The sequence below is a fragment of the Pseudomonas sp. WS 5021 genome, assembly GCF_012985535.1.
Taxonomy (GTDB): Bacteria; Pseudomonadota; Gammaproteobacteria; order Pseudomonadales; family Pseudomonadaceae; genus Aquipseudomonas.
In genome coordinates, this window is record NZ_JAAQWP010000002.1 from 579308 (window position 1) to 597814 (window position 18507).

Genomic DNA, 18507 nt, shown 5'->3' on the forward strand with positions numbered 1-18507 from the left:
TTCACACCTCTTGCTCATGTTGCAGTTCAAATAGCAGCAACGAGCGTCCGGTCACCGCATATTCGTGGTCAAAATCGAAACGTTCCTGGCCACGCACGGCCGGTTGGTTGGTGTCGACCATGCAGGTCCAGAAGCCGCCATCCGGTACCTGGGGCAAGCGGAAATTCACCAGGTCGTGGTGCGCATTCACCACCAGCAACAAGGTGGCGTCGGACCCGGGCCGGCGGATCCCGGTTTCCTGGGCGCGCCCATCCATCAACATGCCCAGGCAGCGGCCCTGGCTGTCTTCCCACTGTTCGATGGTCATTTCGTTGCCGTCGGGAGCCAGCCAGGTCACGTCCTTGACCCCGATGTCTTCGTTGTAGTCACCCACCAGGAAGCGCCCGCGCCGCAGGATAGGGTAGGCCAGGCGCAGCTTGATCAGGCGCTTGACGAACTTGAGCAGGGATTTGCCATCTTCATCCAGCTCCCAGTTGACCCAGCCGATTTCGCTGTCCTGGCAGTAGGCATTGTTGTTGCCGTGCTGGGTGCGGGCGAACTCATCCCCGGCCACCAGCATTGGCGTGCCCTGGGCCAGCAACAGGGTGGCGAAGAAGTTGCGCATCTGGCGCAGGCGCAGCGCGTTGATCTCGGGGTCTTCGGTCGGGCCTTCGACGCCGTGGTTCCACGACAGGTTGTTATTGCTGCCGTCCTGATTGTTCTCGTCGTTGGCCTCGTTGTGCTTGTCGTTGTAGGACACCAGGTCGTGCAGGGTGAAACCGTCATGGGCGGTGATGAAATTCACCGAGCTGTAGGGCCGGCGCCCGCGCTGGTTGAACATCTCGCCGGAAGCGGTCATGCGCCCGGCAAAGTCGGCCAACTGGCCGTCATCGCCTTTCCAGAAGGCGCGCACGGTGTCGCGGAAACGGTCATTCCATTCCACCCAGCCAGGTGGGAAGTTGCCCACCTGATAACCGCCTGGGCCCACATCCCAAGGCTCGGCGATCATTTTTACCTGGCGCAGCACCGGGTCCTGGCGGCAGGCGACGAGGAAGCTGTGACGCTCATCAAAACCATCGTGATAACGCCCCAGAATGGTCGCCAGGTCAAAGCGGAAACCATCCACATGCATCTCCGTGGCCCAGTAGCGCAAGGAGTCGGTGACCATTTGCAGTACGCAAGGGTGGCTCAGGTCCAGGGTGTTGCCGGTGCCGGAATCGTTGATATAGAAGCGTTTGTCATCGGGCATCAACCGGTAGTAGGAGGCATTGTCGATGCCGCGCATCGACAGGGTCGGGCCCTGCTCGTTGCCTTCGGCGGTGTGGTTGTAGACCACATCGAGGATCACCTCCAGCTTGGCTTCGTGCAGGTGCGCGACCATTTCCTTGAACTCGGCGATCTTGCCGCTGGCCAGGTAGCGCGGGTCGGGGGCAAAGAAGGCGATGCTGTTGTAGCCCCAGTAGTTGGTCATGCCTTTTTGCAGCAGGTGCTGGTCATTGACGAAGGCGTGGATCGGCAGCAGTTCCACCGATGACACACCCAGTTGGCGGATGTGCTTGAGCACATCGTCGACCATCAACCCGGCGCAGGTGCCGCGCACCGCCTCGGGGACGGACGGATGGCGCATGCTGATGCCGCGCAGATGGGTTTCGTAGATGATCGTGCGGTCCCACGGCGTGCGTACCGGCTGGTCGTTGCCCCAGGTATGGGCCGGGTCGATGACTTTACATTTGGGCACGAAGGGCGCGCTGTCGCGTTCATCGAAACTGAGGTCGGCATCCGGGTGGCCGATGGTGTAGCCAAACAGCGCTTCGGACCACTTGAGTTCGCCCACCAGCTGCTTGGCATAGGGGTCGATCAGCAATTTATGGTGGTTGAAGCGATGGCCATTGGCCGGGTCGTAGGCACCGTATACGCGGTAGCCATAAATCAGCCCCGGGTGGGCGTCGGGCAAGTAGCCGTGGAATGTCTCGTCGGTGTACTCCGGCAGCTCGATACGCTCCAGCTCGACTTCACCGGTATCGTCGAACAGGCACAGCTCGACCTTGGTGGCGTTGGCCGAGAACAGTGCGAAATTGACCCCCAGACCGTCCCAGGTCGCGCCAAGGGGGAAGGGCAGCCCTTCACGAATCCGCGATGGCTCGGTATCGGGTGTCTTGCTCATGGTGTTGCTCCTGCAAAGTTTTTCCGGGCCGAACGGGGCCGTGCTGACATCAGGTCAGATCAATAATTGAGCATTTTTTGTAGCAGCCGGGTGGCCGGGGATAGCGTCTCGGGTGGTGCTTGATGGAGACCTATCGCCGGCAAGCCGGCTCCTACAGGTGGGGTCAGCCGGCGGGTTTGCGTGGGGCTCGAGGCTTTTTCGCGGCGGCGGGTTTTTCCGCTGGCGGCTTGGCCTTGGCCTTGGCGCCGGCCTTGGGTTTACTAGGCGTCAGAGCCTCGGCTTCAGCCAACTTGCGGGCCATTTCCCAATGGCGGGCTTCCTGGCCTTCGGGCTTACCTTCGGACTCCCAGATCTGATACGCGAATTCACGAACGCGCTTGTCTTCGGTGCTCATCGCAATGCTCCTCACAGAAAATTTCAGCTTTCTTGATCGTCAGAATGGATAAAGACATTCACCGGGAGATCCCCCAGGGCAGCGCTGATCAGTAGCTCCTTGTTGGGTGTGACTGCGCCTGTTTGCAAAAGTCCCTTCCAATTTCGCAGCGTGGCGTCGAACGGTAATGTGATCCGGGTATCGCCCCAAACCTGCGCATCCACCCGGGGCTGGGCGCTGTTTTCAAGCAGGGCGTGGGTCCAGCGCGGTACCACCACCAACAGCCATTGCCCCCGGTACTCACGGCTGAAGGCGACAACCCGTTGGGCGTGCCGGCCCAGCACTTGCAGCGGTACATAGCGCCCCCTGGCAAACAACAGCGGGTGGGCCTTGCGCAGGTTCAAGACCTGGGCAATCAACGCCTGCTTGAGGTGGCCGTCACGCCAGTGCTCAAGCAAGGCATCGGGTGTTGCCGCCAGTGCCTGTTGCCGGGCACTGAAATCCACCGCCCGGCGGTTGTCCGGGTCCACCAGGCTCAAGTCCCAGAATTCGTCGCCCTGGTACAGGTCTGGCACGCCTGGCACGGTGTTGCGCAGCAAGGATTGCGCCAGCCCGTTCAACGCGCCGGCAGGGGCGATGGCCTCGGCTGCCGCGTGTATCGCCGTGCGCAAGGTCAGACCGGCGGGGTCGAGCAGCAAGCGGCTGAGGAAGGCTTCGACACCTTGCTCATAAACATCGTTGGGGGCGCTCCAACTGCTGTGCAGCTTGGCTTCGCGCAGGGCCTTTTGTTGCCACTGCCAGAGGCGCTGCTGATAGTTGCCGGTGTTCTCAATGCCCAGGTCCAGGGGCCAACTGCCCAGCAGCACCTGATACAGGATCAGCTCATCGCCGGCCGAGGGGATGGCCGGATCGTCGCGCAGGGGCGCCGCCAGCCGGCGCCACTGCTGCACCTGCTCGGCATACCACGGTGCGCACTCGCTGAGCACCGCCAGGCGCGCGCGGCTGTCTTCGCCGCGCTTGTGATCGTGGGTGGCGGTAGCCAGCAGGTTATCGGGGAAGGTGTGCAGGCGCTGCTGGTTGGCGGCATGGAAGTCGGCCAGGGGCGCGCTGAACTGTTCGGTACTGAAGCCCACGTCATTGCGTGAGAGCAACACTGCCGAGCGGTAGAAGGCCGTGTCTTCCACCGCCTTGGCGGCTGCCGGCGAGGTCAGTTGCTGGAAGCGCACGCAGGCGTGCTTGAGGATCTTGCGCGGTTGCCCCACCGGGCGCTCGCGCCAGGGTTGCCCGCCGAGCCACTGTTGCAGGTAGTCGAGCACCGGCCAGTCAGCTTCGCTCAAGGTCCCACGGGCGCCGGCCAGGGCCTGTTGGAACACGCGCTCGTCCGCGGCGCTACGGCCACCTGCGCTGATATAGGTGCGGTACACCGGGAAATGCACGACCAGTTCCTGCAAGGCGCGGCGGATTGCACCCAGGGTCAGGTCGCGACTCATCACATCCGCGCGGGCCACTTGCAGCAGGGCCTGGGCCACGCTTTCAAAATCCCCGGCGAGGGAGCCGTTGAGGATTTGTTGCCGGGCCAGCCAGGCTTCCTCGATAAACGCCGAAGGCCGCTCGGTAGCCTCGCTCCAGAGCTGGGCCAAGGCCTCGAATCCCTGGGGATCGTGCTGCATCAGCGACACCTGGTTCATGAACTCGTAGCCGGTGGTGCCATCGACCCGCCAGTCTTCGCGCAGGGTTTCGCCGGCGCCGAGGATCTTCTCGACAAAAATCGGCAAGTGCCGGCTCGGCGACAACCCATCCACGCGCCGCCGCAACTTGCGGCAGTAGCCCCGTGGATCGGCCAGGCCGTCGATATGGTCGATGCGCAGGCCATCCACCAGGCCTTCGCTGATCAGCTGGAAAATCTTGCTGTGGGTGGCCTCGAATACGGTGGTCCGTTCCACCCGCAGGCCACCGAGCTCGTTGACGTCGAAAAAGCGCCGCCAGTTGATGTCATCCGCCGCCGTGCGCCAACTGGCCAGGCGATAGGCTTGCTGTTCCAGCAGTTGATGCAGGCGCAAAAAACCTTCGCGCTGGCGCCCGTCAAACCATTGCAGGGCGTGCTCGATGGCTGCCAGGGTCAGTGGGTCGCGGGCCTGTTGTGCCAGTTGCTGTTTAAGCTCGCCCGCCAGGGGCCAGGCATCGGCCTGATAGGCCAGGGCGCTGAAGCGGTCGGCCAGCGCTTTGAGCGGGGCATGGGCGCGCAGGATATCGCCGTAATCACTGGGGCAGATCGGGAAGCGGTGTTCGTAGTGCTCGACAAAAAAGCTGCCCTGGGCCGGGTCAAACCGCAGGGGCAGGTTGCCACTTTGCAAGGCTTCGCCGTAGTCGCTGCCAAGGAAGGGCATCAGCAGTTGGCCCTTGAGCAGCGGGTCCGGTGAATGCCACTGGATGTCGAAGAATTCGCTGTAGGGGCTCAGGCGCCCCCATTCCAGCAAGTCCAGCCACCAGGGGTTGTCGCTGCCGCCGACGGCCATATGGTTGGACACGATGTCCAGAATCAGGCCCATGCCGTGCGCGCGCAGGGCCGCTACCAGGCGACGCAAGGCGGGTTCGCCGCCCAGTTCCGGGTTGACGGTGGTCGGGTCGACCACATCGTAGCCATGCATCGAGCCGGCGCGGGCCTTGAGCAGGGGCGAAGCGTACAGGTGGCTGATGCCCAGGCTGGCGAAATACGGCACCAGCGGCACCGCATCATCCAGGGTAAAACCCTTGTGAAATTGCAGGCGTTGGGTGGCCCGGAGCAAGACGGCGCTCATCGGTCACGCTCCAGGGCCTGATTGCGCGCCACCGCCAGCAACTCCAGGCGGCGCGCGGCGTTTTCATCGTCGAGCAGCTGCGCGGCGTCCCCCGGCAGGCGTCGGCGCCAGTTGGGGTGGGTGTCGATGGTGCCGGGCAGGTTGGCCTGTTCCTCGACGCCCAGGGCATCCTCCAGAGGCAGCAGTACCAGGGGCGCACGGGTGTGACCGAGGTAGCGCACGCTGGCATCGAGTATGTGGTCAGTTTCGTTGCGCAGCTCATCGCGAAAGTTCTGCGGGTCTTGCACCAAGGCCTGGCGCAGTGACTCGCGCTCGCGCTGGCGGTGCTCGCTCCATTGCTCCACCGTGGGCACGTCGATCAGCCCCAGTTGCACGTTCCAGTCGATATCGCGGCTGTGCCACCAACCATTGAGTGTCGGCAGGTCGTGAGTGCTGGTGGTGGCCAGGGCGTTGTCCGGCCAGTCGAGGATCGGCGTGAAGCGCCCGCCATGGTCCTGCTCGAACAACAGCACGCGCATGCCGAGCATGGCACGGGCGCTGAGTTTTTCCCGCAGGCCCTCGGGCACCGTGCCCAGGTCTTCGCCCAGCACAATCGCCTGGTGGCGGCTGGACTCCAAGGCCAGCAGGCGCAGCAGGTCGTCTACCGGGTAATACAGGTACGCGCCTTGTTTGGGTGAAGCATCCCGGGGGATGACCCACAGCCGTTGCAGGCCCATCACATGGTCGATCCGCAGGCCGCCGGCATGGGCGAAGTTGGCCCGCAGCATTTCGATAAATGCGCGAAAGCCGTTGCGCTTCAGGCCTTCAGGAGAAAACGCGGAGATGCCCCAGCCCTGGCCGGCACGGTTGAGGATATCCGGTGGCGCGCCCACGGTCAGGTCGGCCAGCAGCTCATCCTGACGGCTCCAGGCCTGGCTGCCGGCGCCATCGGCACCCACGGCCAGGTCGGCAATCAGGCCGATGCCCATGCCACTGCCGCGGGCGGCCTGTTGGGCGCGCGCCAGGCAGCGGGCGATCAGCCATTGGTTGAAGGCATAGAAACCGATCGCTTCGCCCTGTTCGGCGGCGAATTGCGCCAGCGCAGCGCTGGCGGGGTCGCGCCAGTCCTCGGGCCATTGGCGCCAGTCGAGGCTTTCACCGTTGGCGGCGCGCGCGGCCTGCAAGGCTTCGAAGCGGCAGTGGTTTTCCAGGGCCTCGCCACCGGCCTCGCGAAAACTGAGAAAGTCCGCCTGCTGCGGGTGCTCGCCCTGGCGAAAGTCCTCGTACAGGGCGCGCAGCAGGCGTTGCTTGGCCTTGGCGGCGGCGGGCCAGTCGATCAGGCTTTGTTGTTCCAGTTCGTGCAGCTCGTCGGCCAGTCCCGTGGCCTCGATGGCGCTGTGCACGGCGCGTTCGCCGAGGATGCAACCGGGGGACGCATACAGGCTATTGAAAAACAGGCGGCTGGACGGCGAATAAGGGCTATAGCGCTCGGTATCGGCACTGAACATGGCATGCAGCGGGCTGATCGCCAGGGCGTCGACACCCCGCTCAGCGGCAGCCCGGGCCAGTTGTTCCAGGGCCTGGGTGTCGCCAAACCCACCGTCGCCGCTGCGGCGCAGGGCATACAACTGGGCACTCAGGCCCCAGGCGCGGGCAGGCTGGCTGTCCACCGCCTCGGCGACAGTGAAACAACGTTCAGGGGCCACGGCCAGGGTGAAGGATTGATCGGCGATCTGCACCCGGTGATAGCCCACGGGCAACACGCCAGGCAGGGTGGCCTGGGCATCCAGCGCAAGGTCCCGGGTACTGCCGTCCTCCAGATGAGCCTGGCACGGCGTACCCGGGGCAAAGTAGGCGGCCAGGTCCAGGCCTGCGCCCACGTCCACGGTCAACAGCGGCGCCAGGTGCCGATCCTGCTGCACGCGCTCCAGCTCTTGCAGGCTGGCGGCGATGGCGGCGTCGGTGTCGGCGGGGTGGCCAAGGCCATGGAGCACGGCACGCAGCGCGTCGGCGCTGACATGTTGCGGCCGGCCGTTGGCGTCGATCCAGTCCACCGCCAGGCCCGCACGGCTGGCGAGTATTTCCAATTGCGCTTCGCTCAAGAGTGCTCTCCAACAGATGATGAGGTGTCACCCGGCGCCAAGCTGACGCGGGCAGAGAAGGGCGTGAGTAACGCGGGGTCGTTGCTGGTACTGAACAGTTGGCCGATAGCGGCCGGGGGCTGCAGGGTGGCCGGCCCCAGGTTGAGGTCGATCTGCAATACGCTGCCATTGCCCAGGCGCCATCGTGCAGACACCGCGCCCTGGCCCAGGACCTGGGCGCCGAGGGCGGTGCTGCCGGGCAGGTGCGGCACGATATGCTGCTGGCGCAGGCCCAGCAGTTGCCGGTATAGCGCAGCAGGTGCCTGGGTAAACCGGGGTATGCAGCGTTCGAAAGTCTGTAGCGCGTTGGGGTCGGGAATCTGCGCGCGGCGCTGGGGATCACTGAAGGCGGCAAAATCAGCAAATTCGTTGCGCCGGCCTTCGCGCACCGCCTCGGCCAGCTCGCCGTGATGGTCGGTAAAGAACAGGAAGGGCTGCTCGGCGTTGACTTCATCCCCCATGAACAACAGCGGGATCATCGGTGACATCAATAGCAGCACGGTCGCTGCCTGCAACGCCTGGGGCGAACATAACTGGTGCAGGCGCTCGCCGAGCGCACGGTTGCCGATCTGGTCGTGATTCTGCAAAAACAGCACAAAGGCACTGGGGGGCAAATGCCCGCTGGGCTCGCCGCGTCGGGTACCGTGGCGCGTGGTCTGGCCTTGGTAGATAAACCCTTCGCCCAGGCAGCGGGCCAGCTTGGCGGTGGGGTCGTCGGCAAAATCGGCGTAGTAGGCGTCGGTCTCGCCGGTCAACAGCACATGCAAGGCGTTATGCCCGTCATCGTTCCATTGCGCATCGAAGCCTTGCTGCAACAGGCTGGCCTGATTGAATTCGTTTTCCAAGACCAGCCACACATGGCGCGCCGGGTCGACCTGCTCACGCACCCGTTGGGCCAGCTCTTTTAGGAACGAGGGGTCGTTGATGGCATGCACCGCATCCAGGCGCAGGCCATCGAAGCGGTATTCGAGGAGCCACATCAGGGCGTTGTCGATAAAGAAGTCGCGCACTTCGCGGCGGCCAAAGTCGATCCCGGCGCCCCAGGGGGTGTGGGTGTCTTCGTGGAAAAAGCCCTTGGCGTACTGGCCCAGGTAATTGCCGTCGGGGCCGAAGTGGTTGTAGACCACATCGAGGATCACCGCCAGGCCATGCTCGTGGGCACTGTCGACCAGCTGTTTCAACTGCTCCGGCGTGCCCAGGGACGCTTGCGGTGCGTAGGGCAGGACCCCGTCGTAACCCCAATTGCGCTCGCCGGGATACTGCGCCAAGGGCATCAGTTCGATGGCGGTGACGCCCAGTTCCGCCAGGCGCGGCAAGTGCTGCTCCACTGCGGCGTAGCCACCGAGTATCCCCACATGCAGCTCGTAGATCACCGCTTCATGCCAGGGCCGGCCTTGCCAGGTGCCGTGGCGCCAGGGGTAGGCCAGGGGATCGACCACCACGCTGTCACCCTGCACACCTGCGTATTGGAGGCGCGAGGCCGGGTCCGGCACATCCAGCTCGCCATCGATGTTGTAGTGGTAGCGGGTGCCCGCCCCACAGCGCACGTAGGCGACAAACCAGCCCTCTGCCTGGGGCTGCATGGGCAGCGACTGACCGTCATGCAGCTCAACGCTGACATAGAACGCGTCAGGTGCCCACAGGGCGAAGCGGGTGTGTTGCGCATCCTGCATGATCGCGCCGTGGGGCCATGTTTCCAGAGTCCGTAACGGCATCTATCCTGACCTCTTTATACTTTCCCTGATTTTCCCAGCGCTTTCGCTACCAGTTGCTCGTAAAGTTCGGCATAGGGTTCCACCGCCTGGCACCAGTTGAACGGCGCGGCCATGGCCCGGCAGCGCATGGCGTTGAGCAGGCCTGGGAAGGCAAACACCTTGAAGGCACGGGCGAGGGCGGCTTCGTAGCTTTGTACGGTGGATTCGTCGAACAGAAAGCCGGTCACGCCGTCTTCAATAGTGTCTGCCAGGCCACCGGTATTGCGCGCCACCGGCAGCGAGCCGAAACGCTGGGCGTACATCTGGCTCAAGCCGCAGGGCTCGTAGCGCGAGGGCATCAACAAGAAGTCGCTGCCGGCAAACATGCGGCGCGCGTCGGTTTCGTTGAAGCCGATGCGTACACCGATGCGGCCGGGGAATCGCAGGGCCAGGGCGCGCATGGCCTGTTCTTCTTCCGGCTCGCCGCGGCCGATAATGGCAATTTGCCCGCCGTTTTCCACGATAAACCCGGCGACGGCTTCGGTCAGGTCCAGGCCTTTCTGGTACACCAGGCGCGAGACCACGGCAAACAGGGGGCCGGTGGACTCGTCCAGGCCAAACAGCTTGCGCACATGGCTGGCGTTGACCGCCTTGCCTTGCCAGTCGCCGATATTGAATGGGTGATCCAGGTGCGGGTCGGTGGACGATTCCCAGCTTTCATCGATGCCGTTGGGGATACCACTGAGCAGGCCTTGCTGGGTCTTGCTGGCGAGAAAGCCATCCAGGCCGCAGCCGAACTCGGGCGTGGTGATTTCCCGGGCATAGGTGGCGCTGACCGTGGTGATGTGACTGGAATACGCCATGCCGGCCTTGAGGAATGACATCTTGCCGTAGAATTCCATGCCTTCTTGTTGCAAGGCATGTTCGGGAATCCCCAGTTCCGGGCACGAGGCCAGGCTGACCACACCCTGGTAGGCCAGGTTATGGATGGTAAACAGCGTAGGGGTGCGTGACCCACGCCAGTGCATGTACGCCGGGGCCAGGCCGGCTGGCCAGTCATGGGCGTGCACCAGGTCCGGGCACCAATGGATTTGCGCAAGGTTGGCGGCAATATCGGCGGCGGCCAGGCCCAGGCGGGCGAAGCGGATGTGGTTGTCGGGCCAGTCGCGACCATTGTTGGCGCCATAGGGCGTGCCTTCACGCTCGTACAGTTCGGGGCAGATCAGTACATAGATGACCAGGCCGTCCTTGAGGTCCATGCGCCCGATCTTGCACGGCGGCAGCGCGGCATGCCCGCCCAACTCGCCGATGATGTGGATCGGGTTGTCGCTGTCCAGCACCTGGCGGTAGCCCGGAATCAGCACCCGCACATCGTGCAGGTGGGCCATGGCACGGGGCAGGGCAGCGGATACATCGCCCAGGCCACCGGTTTTCACCAGGTCGGCCAGCTCCGAGGTCACAAACAGCACTTTCTTGCGATTGGGGTTTTGAGACGAGACCGGCCGCACTGCGCCGGGCAGGTCAACCAAGGCGGTTGGCCCATCGACCGGCTGACTGAAACGCTGTCCCTGAATTCCCGAAGCGGCACTGATCATTGTTCTCTCCCATGTGTTGGTCAGCCGAGAGCCTGGCGCCCTCAGCGAAAGTCAACCGCGTCCTGCGGTCACGCGCACTAGCACTGCACAGACTGGCAAGGCTTATGCCAATTGCACCGAACTGATAAATAGATTGGATGGGCGGACGTCCGGCTGGCGCCGGTAGCGTGCGTCCTACCTTAAACCTGACCTACGGCAGAGTTGGAAAGTTTCGATTTATTGCGGGGGCTTTTGTTCTGATCGTGACCCATCGGTCATCAGTCTAGGACACAGACCAGAGCCTGCAAGGCTTGTAGGATAATTTTGTAGGACAATATTATTTTTCAGGCAGGCGCCTCCCTTGCAGGAGCCGGCTTGCCGGTGATGGCGACCTTGGGGAGTGCGTCGCTGCTGAGGGCTTCATCGCCGGCAAGCCGGCTCCTACCGGGGGATCGCCTCTTGATGGGGCATCGGGGTTGGGCTGCTCGATAGTGGTGCGGGATGCTACTTAAAGTGATTTGTTAAGAGTTAATATCCATATAAATCAATATCTTGATTGATATATATGAAGCTATTTATCATGTCAGGCTGCGCAAGACCCGCCCACTGGCCCACGCCTGGATATCCTCGATCATCTGCCCATAGAACTGCCGGTAGTTGTGCGCGCTGACATAACCCACATGGGGGGTGGCCAACACGTTGGGCAGATGGCGAAACGGGTGGTCGACCTGCAAGGGCTCCTGCTCGAACACATCCAGTGCCGCGCCCGCCAGTCGCCCATCGCGCAGCGCATCGATCAGGGCCACCTCATCGACGATCGGCCCGCGCGCCGTGTTCACCAGGCGCGCGCCGGGTTTCATCCAGCCCAGGGCCTGGGCATCCACCATGCCGCGGCTGCGCTCGCTGAGTACCAGGTGAATCGACAGCACGTCGGCCTGTTCGAACAGTTCGCGCTTGCTGACCCAGGTCACGCCTACATCGGCGGCGCGTTGCGCAGTGAGGTTTTCACTCCAGGCGATCACGCGCATGCCAAACACCTGGGCAAACTGCGCGACACGCTGGCCGATACTGCCCAGCCCGAGGATACCCAGGGTCCGGCCATGCAGATCACCGCCCAGCCCTTGCTGCCACTGGCCGTCACGCAAGGAGCTCGCTTCGGCCAGCAGATTGCGGGTGGAGGCCATGATCAGGGCCCAGGTCAGCTCCGGTGCCGCGTGTTTGTAGCTGTCGGTGCCACACACCTGGATACCCAGGGCCTTGGCGGCGCCAAGGTCGATGGCGGCATTGCGCATGCCGCCGGTGACCAGCAACTTGAGCCCCGGCAGCCCTTGCAGCAGCGCCTGGTCAAACACTGTGCGCTCGCGCATCACGCAAATCACCGCAAAACCCTGCAAGCGTGCGATCAAGGTGGCGGTGTCGGCAGGGTAGTCGTGAAGGAAACGCACTTGGCCGATCGCCTCCAGGGCGGACCAGTCCACCACGTCGCGGGCCACATCTTGCCAATCATCAATGACTGCGATCTGAACTGACATGCACGGTGCCTCGCTTAGTGGGAATTAGAGCGCCTTGAGCCCTTGCAGCAGCGCCTGGTGGAAGCGCGCGGGTTCTTCCATTTGTGGTGCGTGGCCCAGGCCCGGGAACTCCACCAGGGTCGAGTGGGGAATGAGCTTGGCCACTTGCTTGCCCAGTTCGTTGTACCGGCCGATCTTGGCCTTGACCTCGGGCGGCGCGCTATCACTGCCGATGGCGGTGATATCGGACGTACCGATCAGTAGCAGGGTCGGGACCTGCAGGTCCTTGAACTCGTAGTACACCGGCTGGGTGAAGATCATGTCGTAAATCAACGCCGAATTCCACGCCACCCGCTTATGGCCCGGGCCCTGGTTCAGGCCGACGAGCATGTCCACCCAACGCTCGTATTCAGGCTTCCAGCGCCCGTCGTAGTAGGTCTTGCGCTCGTACTCGCGCACGCCGTCGGCGCTCAGTTTCAGTTCGCGCTCATACCATTGGTCGACGCTGCGATAGGGCACGCCCAGGGCTTTCCAGTCTTCCAGGCCGATCGGGTTGACCAGCGCCAGTTGCTCGGTTTGTGTGGGGTAAAGCAGGGCATAGCGGGTAGCCAGCATGCCACCGGTGGAATGGCCGACCAGGGTCGCCTTGGGAATGCCGAGTTTTTGCAGGAGTTGATGGGTGTTGATTGCCAACTGCTGGAAGCTGTACTGGTAGTACTCAGGCTTGGTGGAGGTGCAGAAGCCGATCTGGTCCGGTGCGATCACCCGGTAGCCGGCGTCACTCAGGGCCTTGATCGACGCCTCCCAGGTCGCGCCGCAGAAGTTCTTGCCATGCATCAACACCACGCTGCGGCCATTGGCGGGGCCTTTGGCCGGCACGTCCATATAGCCCATTTGCACTGCTTGGCCCTGGGACTGGAAATCGAAATGTTCGACCGGGTAGGGGTATTGGAAACCTTGCAACTGCGGGCCGTAGCTTGGGTTTTGCGTGGCTGCCAAGGCAGGGAGGGCGCAGGTGGCCAGCAGGCCGGCAAGGAGAAACGAACGTGTCAGCGGCATGGGAAAGCTCCAGGGACGATGCTCCCGGATGCTGTGGCGGGGGGATTAAGCGGGGATTAACCCGCCGCCGCAGGCCCAGTGCAGCAACGCACATTGCTTACATCCAATGCAACGTAAGCATTGCCACCACCGCATACCGGGCCGCCTTGGCCAGGCTGACGATCAGCACAAAACGCCACAGCGGCTCCTTCATTACCCCGGCCACCAGGGTCAGTGGGTCGCCGATGATCGGCACCCAACTGAGCAGCAGTGACCAATGCCCCCAGCGGCGATAATGGCCGCGGGACTTTTCCAACTGCGCGGCGCTTAGTGGGAACCAGCGTCGATCCTTGAACAGCTCGACCGAGCGGCCCAGCAGCCAGTTGACCAGCGAACCCAGGACGTTGCCCAGGGTCGCGATCCCGAGCAGCAACCACACCGCGTAGTTGCCGTTGAGCAGCAGCGCGACCAGTACCGCTTCCGATTGCAGTGGTAACAGCGTTGCCGCGCCAAAGGCGCTGAAAAATAGCCCGGCATACCCAGCGAGCATTGATCAGTGGGCCGGGTATTGGGCTACCACTACATCTTTACCTTCGCGGGTCAGGCCGATGACTTGATAGGCGTCGCTCATGCCATCCATTTCCATGCCCGGCGAGCCCATGGGCATGCCTGGGGCGGCGATGCCCAGCAAGTCCTCACGTTTGCGCAGGGCCAGCACCTGATCAGCAGGCACGTGGCCTTCGACGAATTTGCCGTCGATCACGGCGGTGTGGCAGGACGCCAGGCGCGGCGCCACGCCCAGGCGCTGCTTGACCGAACTCATGTCCGCTTCCACATGGTCGTTGACCTTGAATCCGTTGCTTTCAAGGTGGCTGATCCATTTCTTGCAGCAACCGCAGTTGGCATCGCGGTGCACGTCAATCGGGATCAGTTCGGCGGCCTGGGCCAGGGTGGTCATGAACAGGGCGGACAGCAAAGTCAGGCGCAGGGTGGTTTTCATAGACAGGTCCCATCGGTTACGGAGTGCGCAAAGAGGGCGCATTGTCCGCGCTTTTGCGAATCAGGTGAGGTGGTTATGTTTCGAAATTATACGGACACGCGACAACCCCGCAGCTTAAGGGGCGCAGCTGTCAGCCAACTGAGGCAAAGATGACAATTTTGTCAGTTCAGGACGATTCCAGGCGCTGCTTGAGCTGGTCCATGGCCTGCTCCGACAGCTCTACCATGCGCGTTTGCAAGGTGCGCAGCTGCAGTTCGGTCTCATAGCTCAGCACCCGGGTGAACAAAGTGCCGCTACCTTGAGGCTGGAGTAAGTAATGAATGCTGCCATCGACCGCAAGGGAGGTGAACACGGTCTTGAATTCCCGGGGCGGCACGGCGATTTGCACCCGGTAGCTCATGGGTACACGTACCCCCAGTAGGTCGATCGTCTCGGTGAAGCGCTGACCGGCAGGCAGTGAACCGCTGGTGCCGGTGTCCGCGCCCAGGGACGTGGGATGCCATTCATGCCAGCGATCCGGCTGGGTCACGTAGTCGTAGACGGCTTCGATAGGGGCTTGGATGTAGCGTTCCTGGCTGATTCGCTCGACGCGGAGCGGGTGCTCGACTGCATTCATGACACACCTCCTGTGTGGCTAGGAACTGTCAGAATAGTCGCACTCCCGTACAACGCACGGGAGTCTTCAGGCTTTTTCGACGGGTTCGCAGCAAGGCCTATAGCTGATAGTTCTTCAGCTCCCGAGCAATCACCAGGCGCTGGATCTCACTGGTGCCCTCATAAATCTGCGTAATCCGCGCATCCCGGTAGTAACGCTCCACCGGGTAGTCTTCCAGGTAGCCATAGCCGCCATGGATCTGCATCGCAGATGAGCAGACCTTCTCGGCCATTTCCGACGCGAACAGCTTGGCCTGGGAGGCTTCGGACAGGCACGGCTTGCCCGCACTGCGCAAACGCGCGGCATGCAGGATCAGCAGCCGTGCGGCATTGAGGCGGGTCTGCATGTCAGCCAGCAGGTTGGCCACGCTCTGGTGCTCGATGATGGCCTTGTCGAACTGCACCCGGTCACGGGCGTAGGCCAATGCGGCTTCAAAGGCTGCACGGGCGATGCCCAAGGCCTGGGCGGCGATGCCGATGCGCCCACCTTCGAGGTTGGACAGGGCAATGGCCAGGCCCTTGCCGCGCTCGCCGAGCAGGTTGGCCTCGGGCACGCTGCACTGGCTGAGGGTTACCGCGCAGGTGTCCGAGGCACGGATGCCCATCTTGTGTTCGGTACGGTCCACGGTGAAGCCTGGGGTAGCGGTGGGCACCAGGAACGCCGAAATGCCTTTCTTGCCCAGCTCCGGGTCGGTCACGGCAAACACAATCGCCAGCTTGGCGCGTTTGCCGTTGCTAACGAACTGTTTGGCGCCGTTGATCACCCACTGGCCATCGCGCAGTTCGGCGCGAGTGCGCAGGTTGTGGGCTTCGGAGCCGGCCTGGGGTTCGGTCAGGCAGAAACAACCGATGGCCTGGCCGCTGGCCAGCTCGGCCAACCAAGTCTCTTTTTGCGCAGCTGTGCCGTAGTTGAGGATTGGGCCGCAACCCACTGAATTATGGATACTCATCAGTGCGCCTACTGCACCGTCACCCGCAGAAATCTCCTCGACGGCCAGGGCATAGGCCACGTAGTCCACATAAGTGCCGCCCCATTCTTCCGGCACCACCATGCCCAACAGTCCCAGTTCGCCCATCTTGGCTACCAGGCCGTCGTCGATCCAGCCGGCTTTTTCCCAGGCCTGGGCATGGGGGGCGATTTCGCCACGGGCAAAGTCGCGCGCCATGTCGCGGATCATGACTTGTTCTTCTGTAAATTCAATATCTTGCATGAGTTAGTTCCCGTTCTTCGCGAAGTCTTGGAAGAAGCTGTCGACATGGCGCTGGTCCAGTGCCGCCAACGTTGGCGGGTTCCAGCGCGGGGCTTTGTCCTTGTCGATCAACAATGCGCGTACGCCTTCGATCAGGTCGCCACGGGCGAACCACTGGCGGTCCAGGTGCAGTTCCAGGGCAAAGCAATCTTCCAGCGCCAGGTGCCGTCCACGCCGCAGCATCTGCAGGGTCACCGCCATGGCCAATGGCGAGCGGGTGTGCATCAGTTGCGCTGTGCTCACGGCCCATTCATGGCTGTCGGCGACGGTGACTTGTTGCAGCTGTTCGACAATGCTCGGTACGTCGGGCTGGGCAAAGAAGTGGTCGATGGCCGGGCGCAGGGCCGCCAGCGGCGCATCCGGCAATTGTTGCACGGCGAGCTTGGCCAGCAGGCCTTGCAGGTCCTTGAGTGGCGAGTCGTGCCATTGCAGGTGGTCGAGTTTGTGGTCCAGCTCCGCCAGCCTGGCGCTGTCCAGGTACCAATCAGCCAGCCCGCAATACAAAGCGTCGGCGGCGCGGATCTGCACCCCGGTCACGCCCAGGTAAATCCCCAGTTCGCCGGGAATGCGCGGCAGGAAGTAGCTGCCGCCCACATCCGGGAAATAACCGATGGCCACTTCCGGCATGGCCAGGCGGCTGCGCTCGGTGACTACCCGCAGGTCGGCACCCTGGACCAGGCCCATGCCGCCGCCCAGGACAAAGCCGTCCATCAGGGCGAGGATCGGCTTGCGGTAGTGATGGATGGCCAGGTCGAGGGCATATTCCTCGACGAAGAAGTCTTCGTGCAGGGTGTCGCCGCTCTTGAAGCTGTCGTACAGCGAGCGGATATCGCCACCGGCGCAGAAGGCCTTTTCACCGGCGCCGCGCAACACCACGGCGTGCACCTCGGGCGCATCGGCCCAGACGCGCAAATGCGCCGAGAGGCTGCGGACCATGTCCAGGGTGATGGCGTTGAGGCCGGCGGGGCGGTTGAGGGTCAGGTGGCCGATGTGGTTGCGTACTTCGGCCAGGACGCTGTCCTGGGAGGACTCGGTGCTGCGTGTCGCCTGGGACTGAGCCTGAGCAGTCATCTGTAACTCCCTGCTTTTATTGTTCTTTATCAAAGTGTTCGCGGGCGAACCATCTCCGGATCGTACCAGTGCAAATTTGCCCAGTACAAGCCGGAATCCTGCAGGTCATCTTTGCATTTATGCAGCGAGGCATTCGATAAAAAACTGGGCAGGCTTGGCTAGACCCGGCTGGCCAGCACCTGGCTGATACTGCGGCGGCGGGCATGGTCTTCGGCGATATGGATCAGTTCCTCCAGTTCGCTGGGGGTAACGTCAAAAAACTGCTCCATTTGCGCCAACGCTTGTTCCAGGTCTGCGGCGGTGATTTTTGCATCCACCTCTGGGGACGGCGTCGGCACCACCACTGGGGTTTCAGCCGGGCCCTTGGGGTAACGGGTGCGGGTCAGGTTGTTGTAGGCCAGGGCCGACAGCAGCAAGGTGCCAGCGCCGAGCATGACCGGGCCGACTTCCTGCCAGCCCAGGGCGATGGTGGCCGGGTCGGCCAGCACCAGGGTCATGGCCAATCCACCGGAAGGCGGGTGCAGGCAACGCAGCCAGCACATCAGGATCAACGCCATGCCCGCCGCGAGGCAGGCGCTGCCCAGGGTCCGGCCCAAGACGCGGGCCACCAGCAAGGCCACCACACTGGCGCATAGATAGCTGCCAATAATCGACCATGGCTGGGCGAGGGCCCCCGATGACACCGCAAACAACAGCACGGCGGAGGCGCCCAGCGGGCCCAGCAGGTGCATGGCCACTTCCAGGCCATACACCTGGGCACAGAGCCATACGGTAAACAGGGTGCCCAGGGCCATGCCGATGGCGGCACGACTCCATTCGGCGGGACGGGTATTGATGGCAGCGGGGATCCAGCGAGCGAGCATTGCGGGGCAGTCCGATCTTGAAAGGCAAAAAAAGGGCTTTGCGGTTTCCCGTAAAGCCCTTCGAAAGTTCCAACATTTGGGGGAGGAACCGGCGCAGTGTGCCGATCAATCAACACTGGCGCCAATGCATATTAATGCAGGTTAAGTGCAGTAATTTTGCATCAAGCCCACCGGGGCCCTGAGCAGACCTTGCCCAGGACACGCTCGTGGTTCTCGGCATTGATCAGCGATTTGTGCACGCTTTCCCGCAACTGTGGGTCGCTGGCCAACGGCCCCTTGAGTGCGACCAGGGCGTCGCGCAGTTCCATCAGGCGGTCGAGGGTGGGCAGCGGGATATAGCCGACGTGTACAGGCTCGGCAGCAACAGGCAATTGCTCGTCAGGCACGGCAGCGGTCCTCTGAGGGCAGTAACGATGTG

At 63.0% G+C, this 18507-nt stretch carries 15 protein-coding genes; all 15 read right to left on the minus strand.

What is annotated here, in order from left to right; translation table 11 throughout:
• Nucleotide 1 precedes the first annotated feature (1 nt).
• Nucleotides 2–2143, minus strand: coding sequence for a glycogen debranching protein GlgX (gene glgX, locus HBO19_RS08855; protein WP_169951766.1), 2142 nt, complete (start codon nucleotides 2141–2143; stop codon nucleotides 2–4).
• Between the two features lie 163 nt (nucleotides 2144–2306).
• Nucleotides 2307–2537 carry a DUF2934 domain-containing protein gene (locus HBO19_RS08860; protein ID WP_169951764.1) on the minus strand — a complete coding sequence of 77 codons (231 nt, stop codon included), beginning with the start codon at nucleotides 2535–2537 and terminating at the stop codon, nucleotides 2307–2309.
• A gap of 23 nt (nucleotides 2538–2560) precedes the next feature.
• Complete coding sequence (locus HBO19_RS08865; RefSeq protein ID WP_170057310.1) at nucleotides 2561–5314, minus strand: malto-oligosyltrehalose synthase; 2754 nt, start codon at nucleotides 5312–5314, stop codon at nucleotides 2561–2563.
• The gene (gene malQ, locus HBO19_RS08870; RefSeq protein WP_170057311.1) at nucleotides 5311–7395 is read right to left on the minus strand and encodes a 4-alpha-glucanotransferase; all 2085 of its coding nucleotides are present in this window, start codon (nucleotides 7393–7395) and stop codon (nucleotides 5311–5313) included. The genes HBO19_RS08865 and malQ overlap by 4 nt, the downstream gene beginning before the upstream one ends.
• Nucleotides 7392–9149, minus strand: coding sequence for a malto-oligosyltrehalose trehalohydrolase (gene treZ / locus HBO19_RS08875; protein WP_170057312.1), 1758 nt, complete (start codon nucleotides 9147–9149; stop codon nucleotides 7392–7394). The genes malQ and treZ overlap by 4 nt, the downstream gene beginning before the upstream one ends.
• Before the next feature lie 14 nt (nucleotides 9150–9163).
• Complete coding sequence (gene glgA, locus HBO19_RS08880; protein WP_169951756.1) at nucleotides 9164–10723, minus strand: glycogen synthase GlgA; 1560 nt, start codon at nucleotides 10721–10723, stop codon at nucleotides 9164–9166.
• A 557-nt stretch (nucleotides 10724–11280) separates the two neighbouring features.
• Nucleotides 11281–12234, minus strand: coding sequence for a D-2-hydroxyacid dehydrogenase family protein (locus HBO19_RS08885; RefSeq protein ID WP_170057313.1), 954 nt, complete (start codon nucleotides 12232–12234; stop codon nucleotides 11281–11283).
• 24 nt (nucleotides 12235–12258) lie between these two features.
• Entirely contained in the window at nucleotides 12259–13272 is a 1014-nt protein-coding gene (locus tag HBO19_RS08890; RefSeq protein WP_170057314.1) for an alpha/beta hydrolase, read from the minus strand.
• A 97-nt stretch (nucleotides 13273–13369) separates the two neighbouring features.
• Nucleotides 13370–13801 carry a YqaA family protein gene (locus HBO19_RS08895; protein ID WP_169951748.1) on the minus strand — a complete coding sequence of 144 codons (432 nt, stop codon included), beginning with the start codon at nucleotides 13799–13801 and terminating at the stop codon, nucleotides 13370–13372.
• Between the two features lie 3 nt (nucleotides 13802–13804).
• The gene (locus HBO19_RS08900) at nucleotides 13805–14251 is read right to left on the minus strand and encodes a DUF411 domain-containing protein (protein ID WP_169951746.1); all 447 of its coding nucleotides are present in this window, start codon (nucleotides 14249–14251) and stop codon (nucleotides 13805–13807) included.
• A gap of 166 nt (nucleotides 14252–14417) precedes the next feature.
• The gene (locus HBO19_RS08905; protein WP_169951744.1) at nucleotides 14418–14867 is read right to left on the minus strand and encodes an SRPBCC family protein; all 450 of its coding nucleotides are present in this window, start codon (nucleotides 14865–14867) and stop codon (nucleotides 14418–14420) included.
• Between the two features lie 97 nt (nucleotides 14868–14964).
• Nucleotides 14965–16116: an acyl-CoA dehydrogenase family protein gene (locus HBO19_RS08910; RefSeq protein ID WP_170057315.1), complete on the minus strand. Its 1152-nt coding sequence runs from the start codon at nucleotides 16114–16116 to the stop codon at nucleotides 14965–14967.
• A 3-nt stretch (nucleotides 16117–16119) separates the two neighbouring features.
• Nucleotides 16120–17226: an enoyl-CoA hydratase/isomerase family protein gene (locus HBO19_RS08915; RefSeq protein WP_170057316.1), complete on the minus strand. Its 1107-nt coding sequence runs from the start codon at nucleotides 17224–17226 to the stop codon at nucleotides 16120–16122.
• 158 nt (nucleotides 17227–17384) lie between these two features.
• Nucleotides 17385–18089 carry an HPP family protein gene (locus tag HBO19_RS08920; RefSeq protein WP_170057317.1) on the minus strand — a complete coding sequence of 235 codons (705 nt, stop codon included), beginning with the start codon at nucleotides 18087–18089 and terminating at the stop codon, nucleotides 17385–17387.
• A gap of 161 nt (nucleotides 18090–18250) precedes the next feature.
• Nucleotides 18251–18418, minus strand: coding sequence for a type VI secretion system contractile sheath small subunit (locus HBO19_RS08925; RefSeq protein WP_262376917.1), 168 nt, complete (start codon nucleotides 18416–18418; stop codon nucleotides 18251–18253).
• Between the last annotated feature and the right edge of the window lie 89 nt (nucleotides 18419–18507).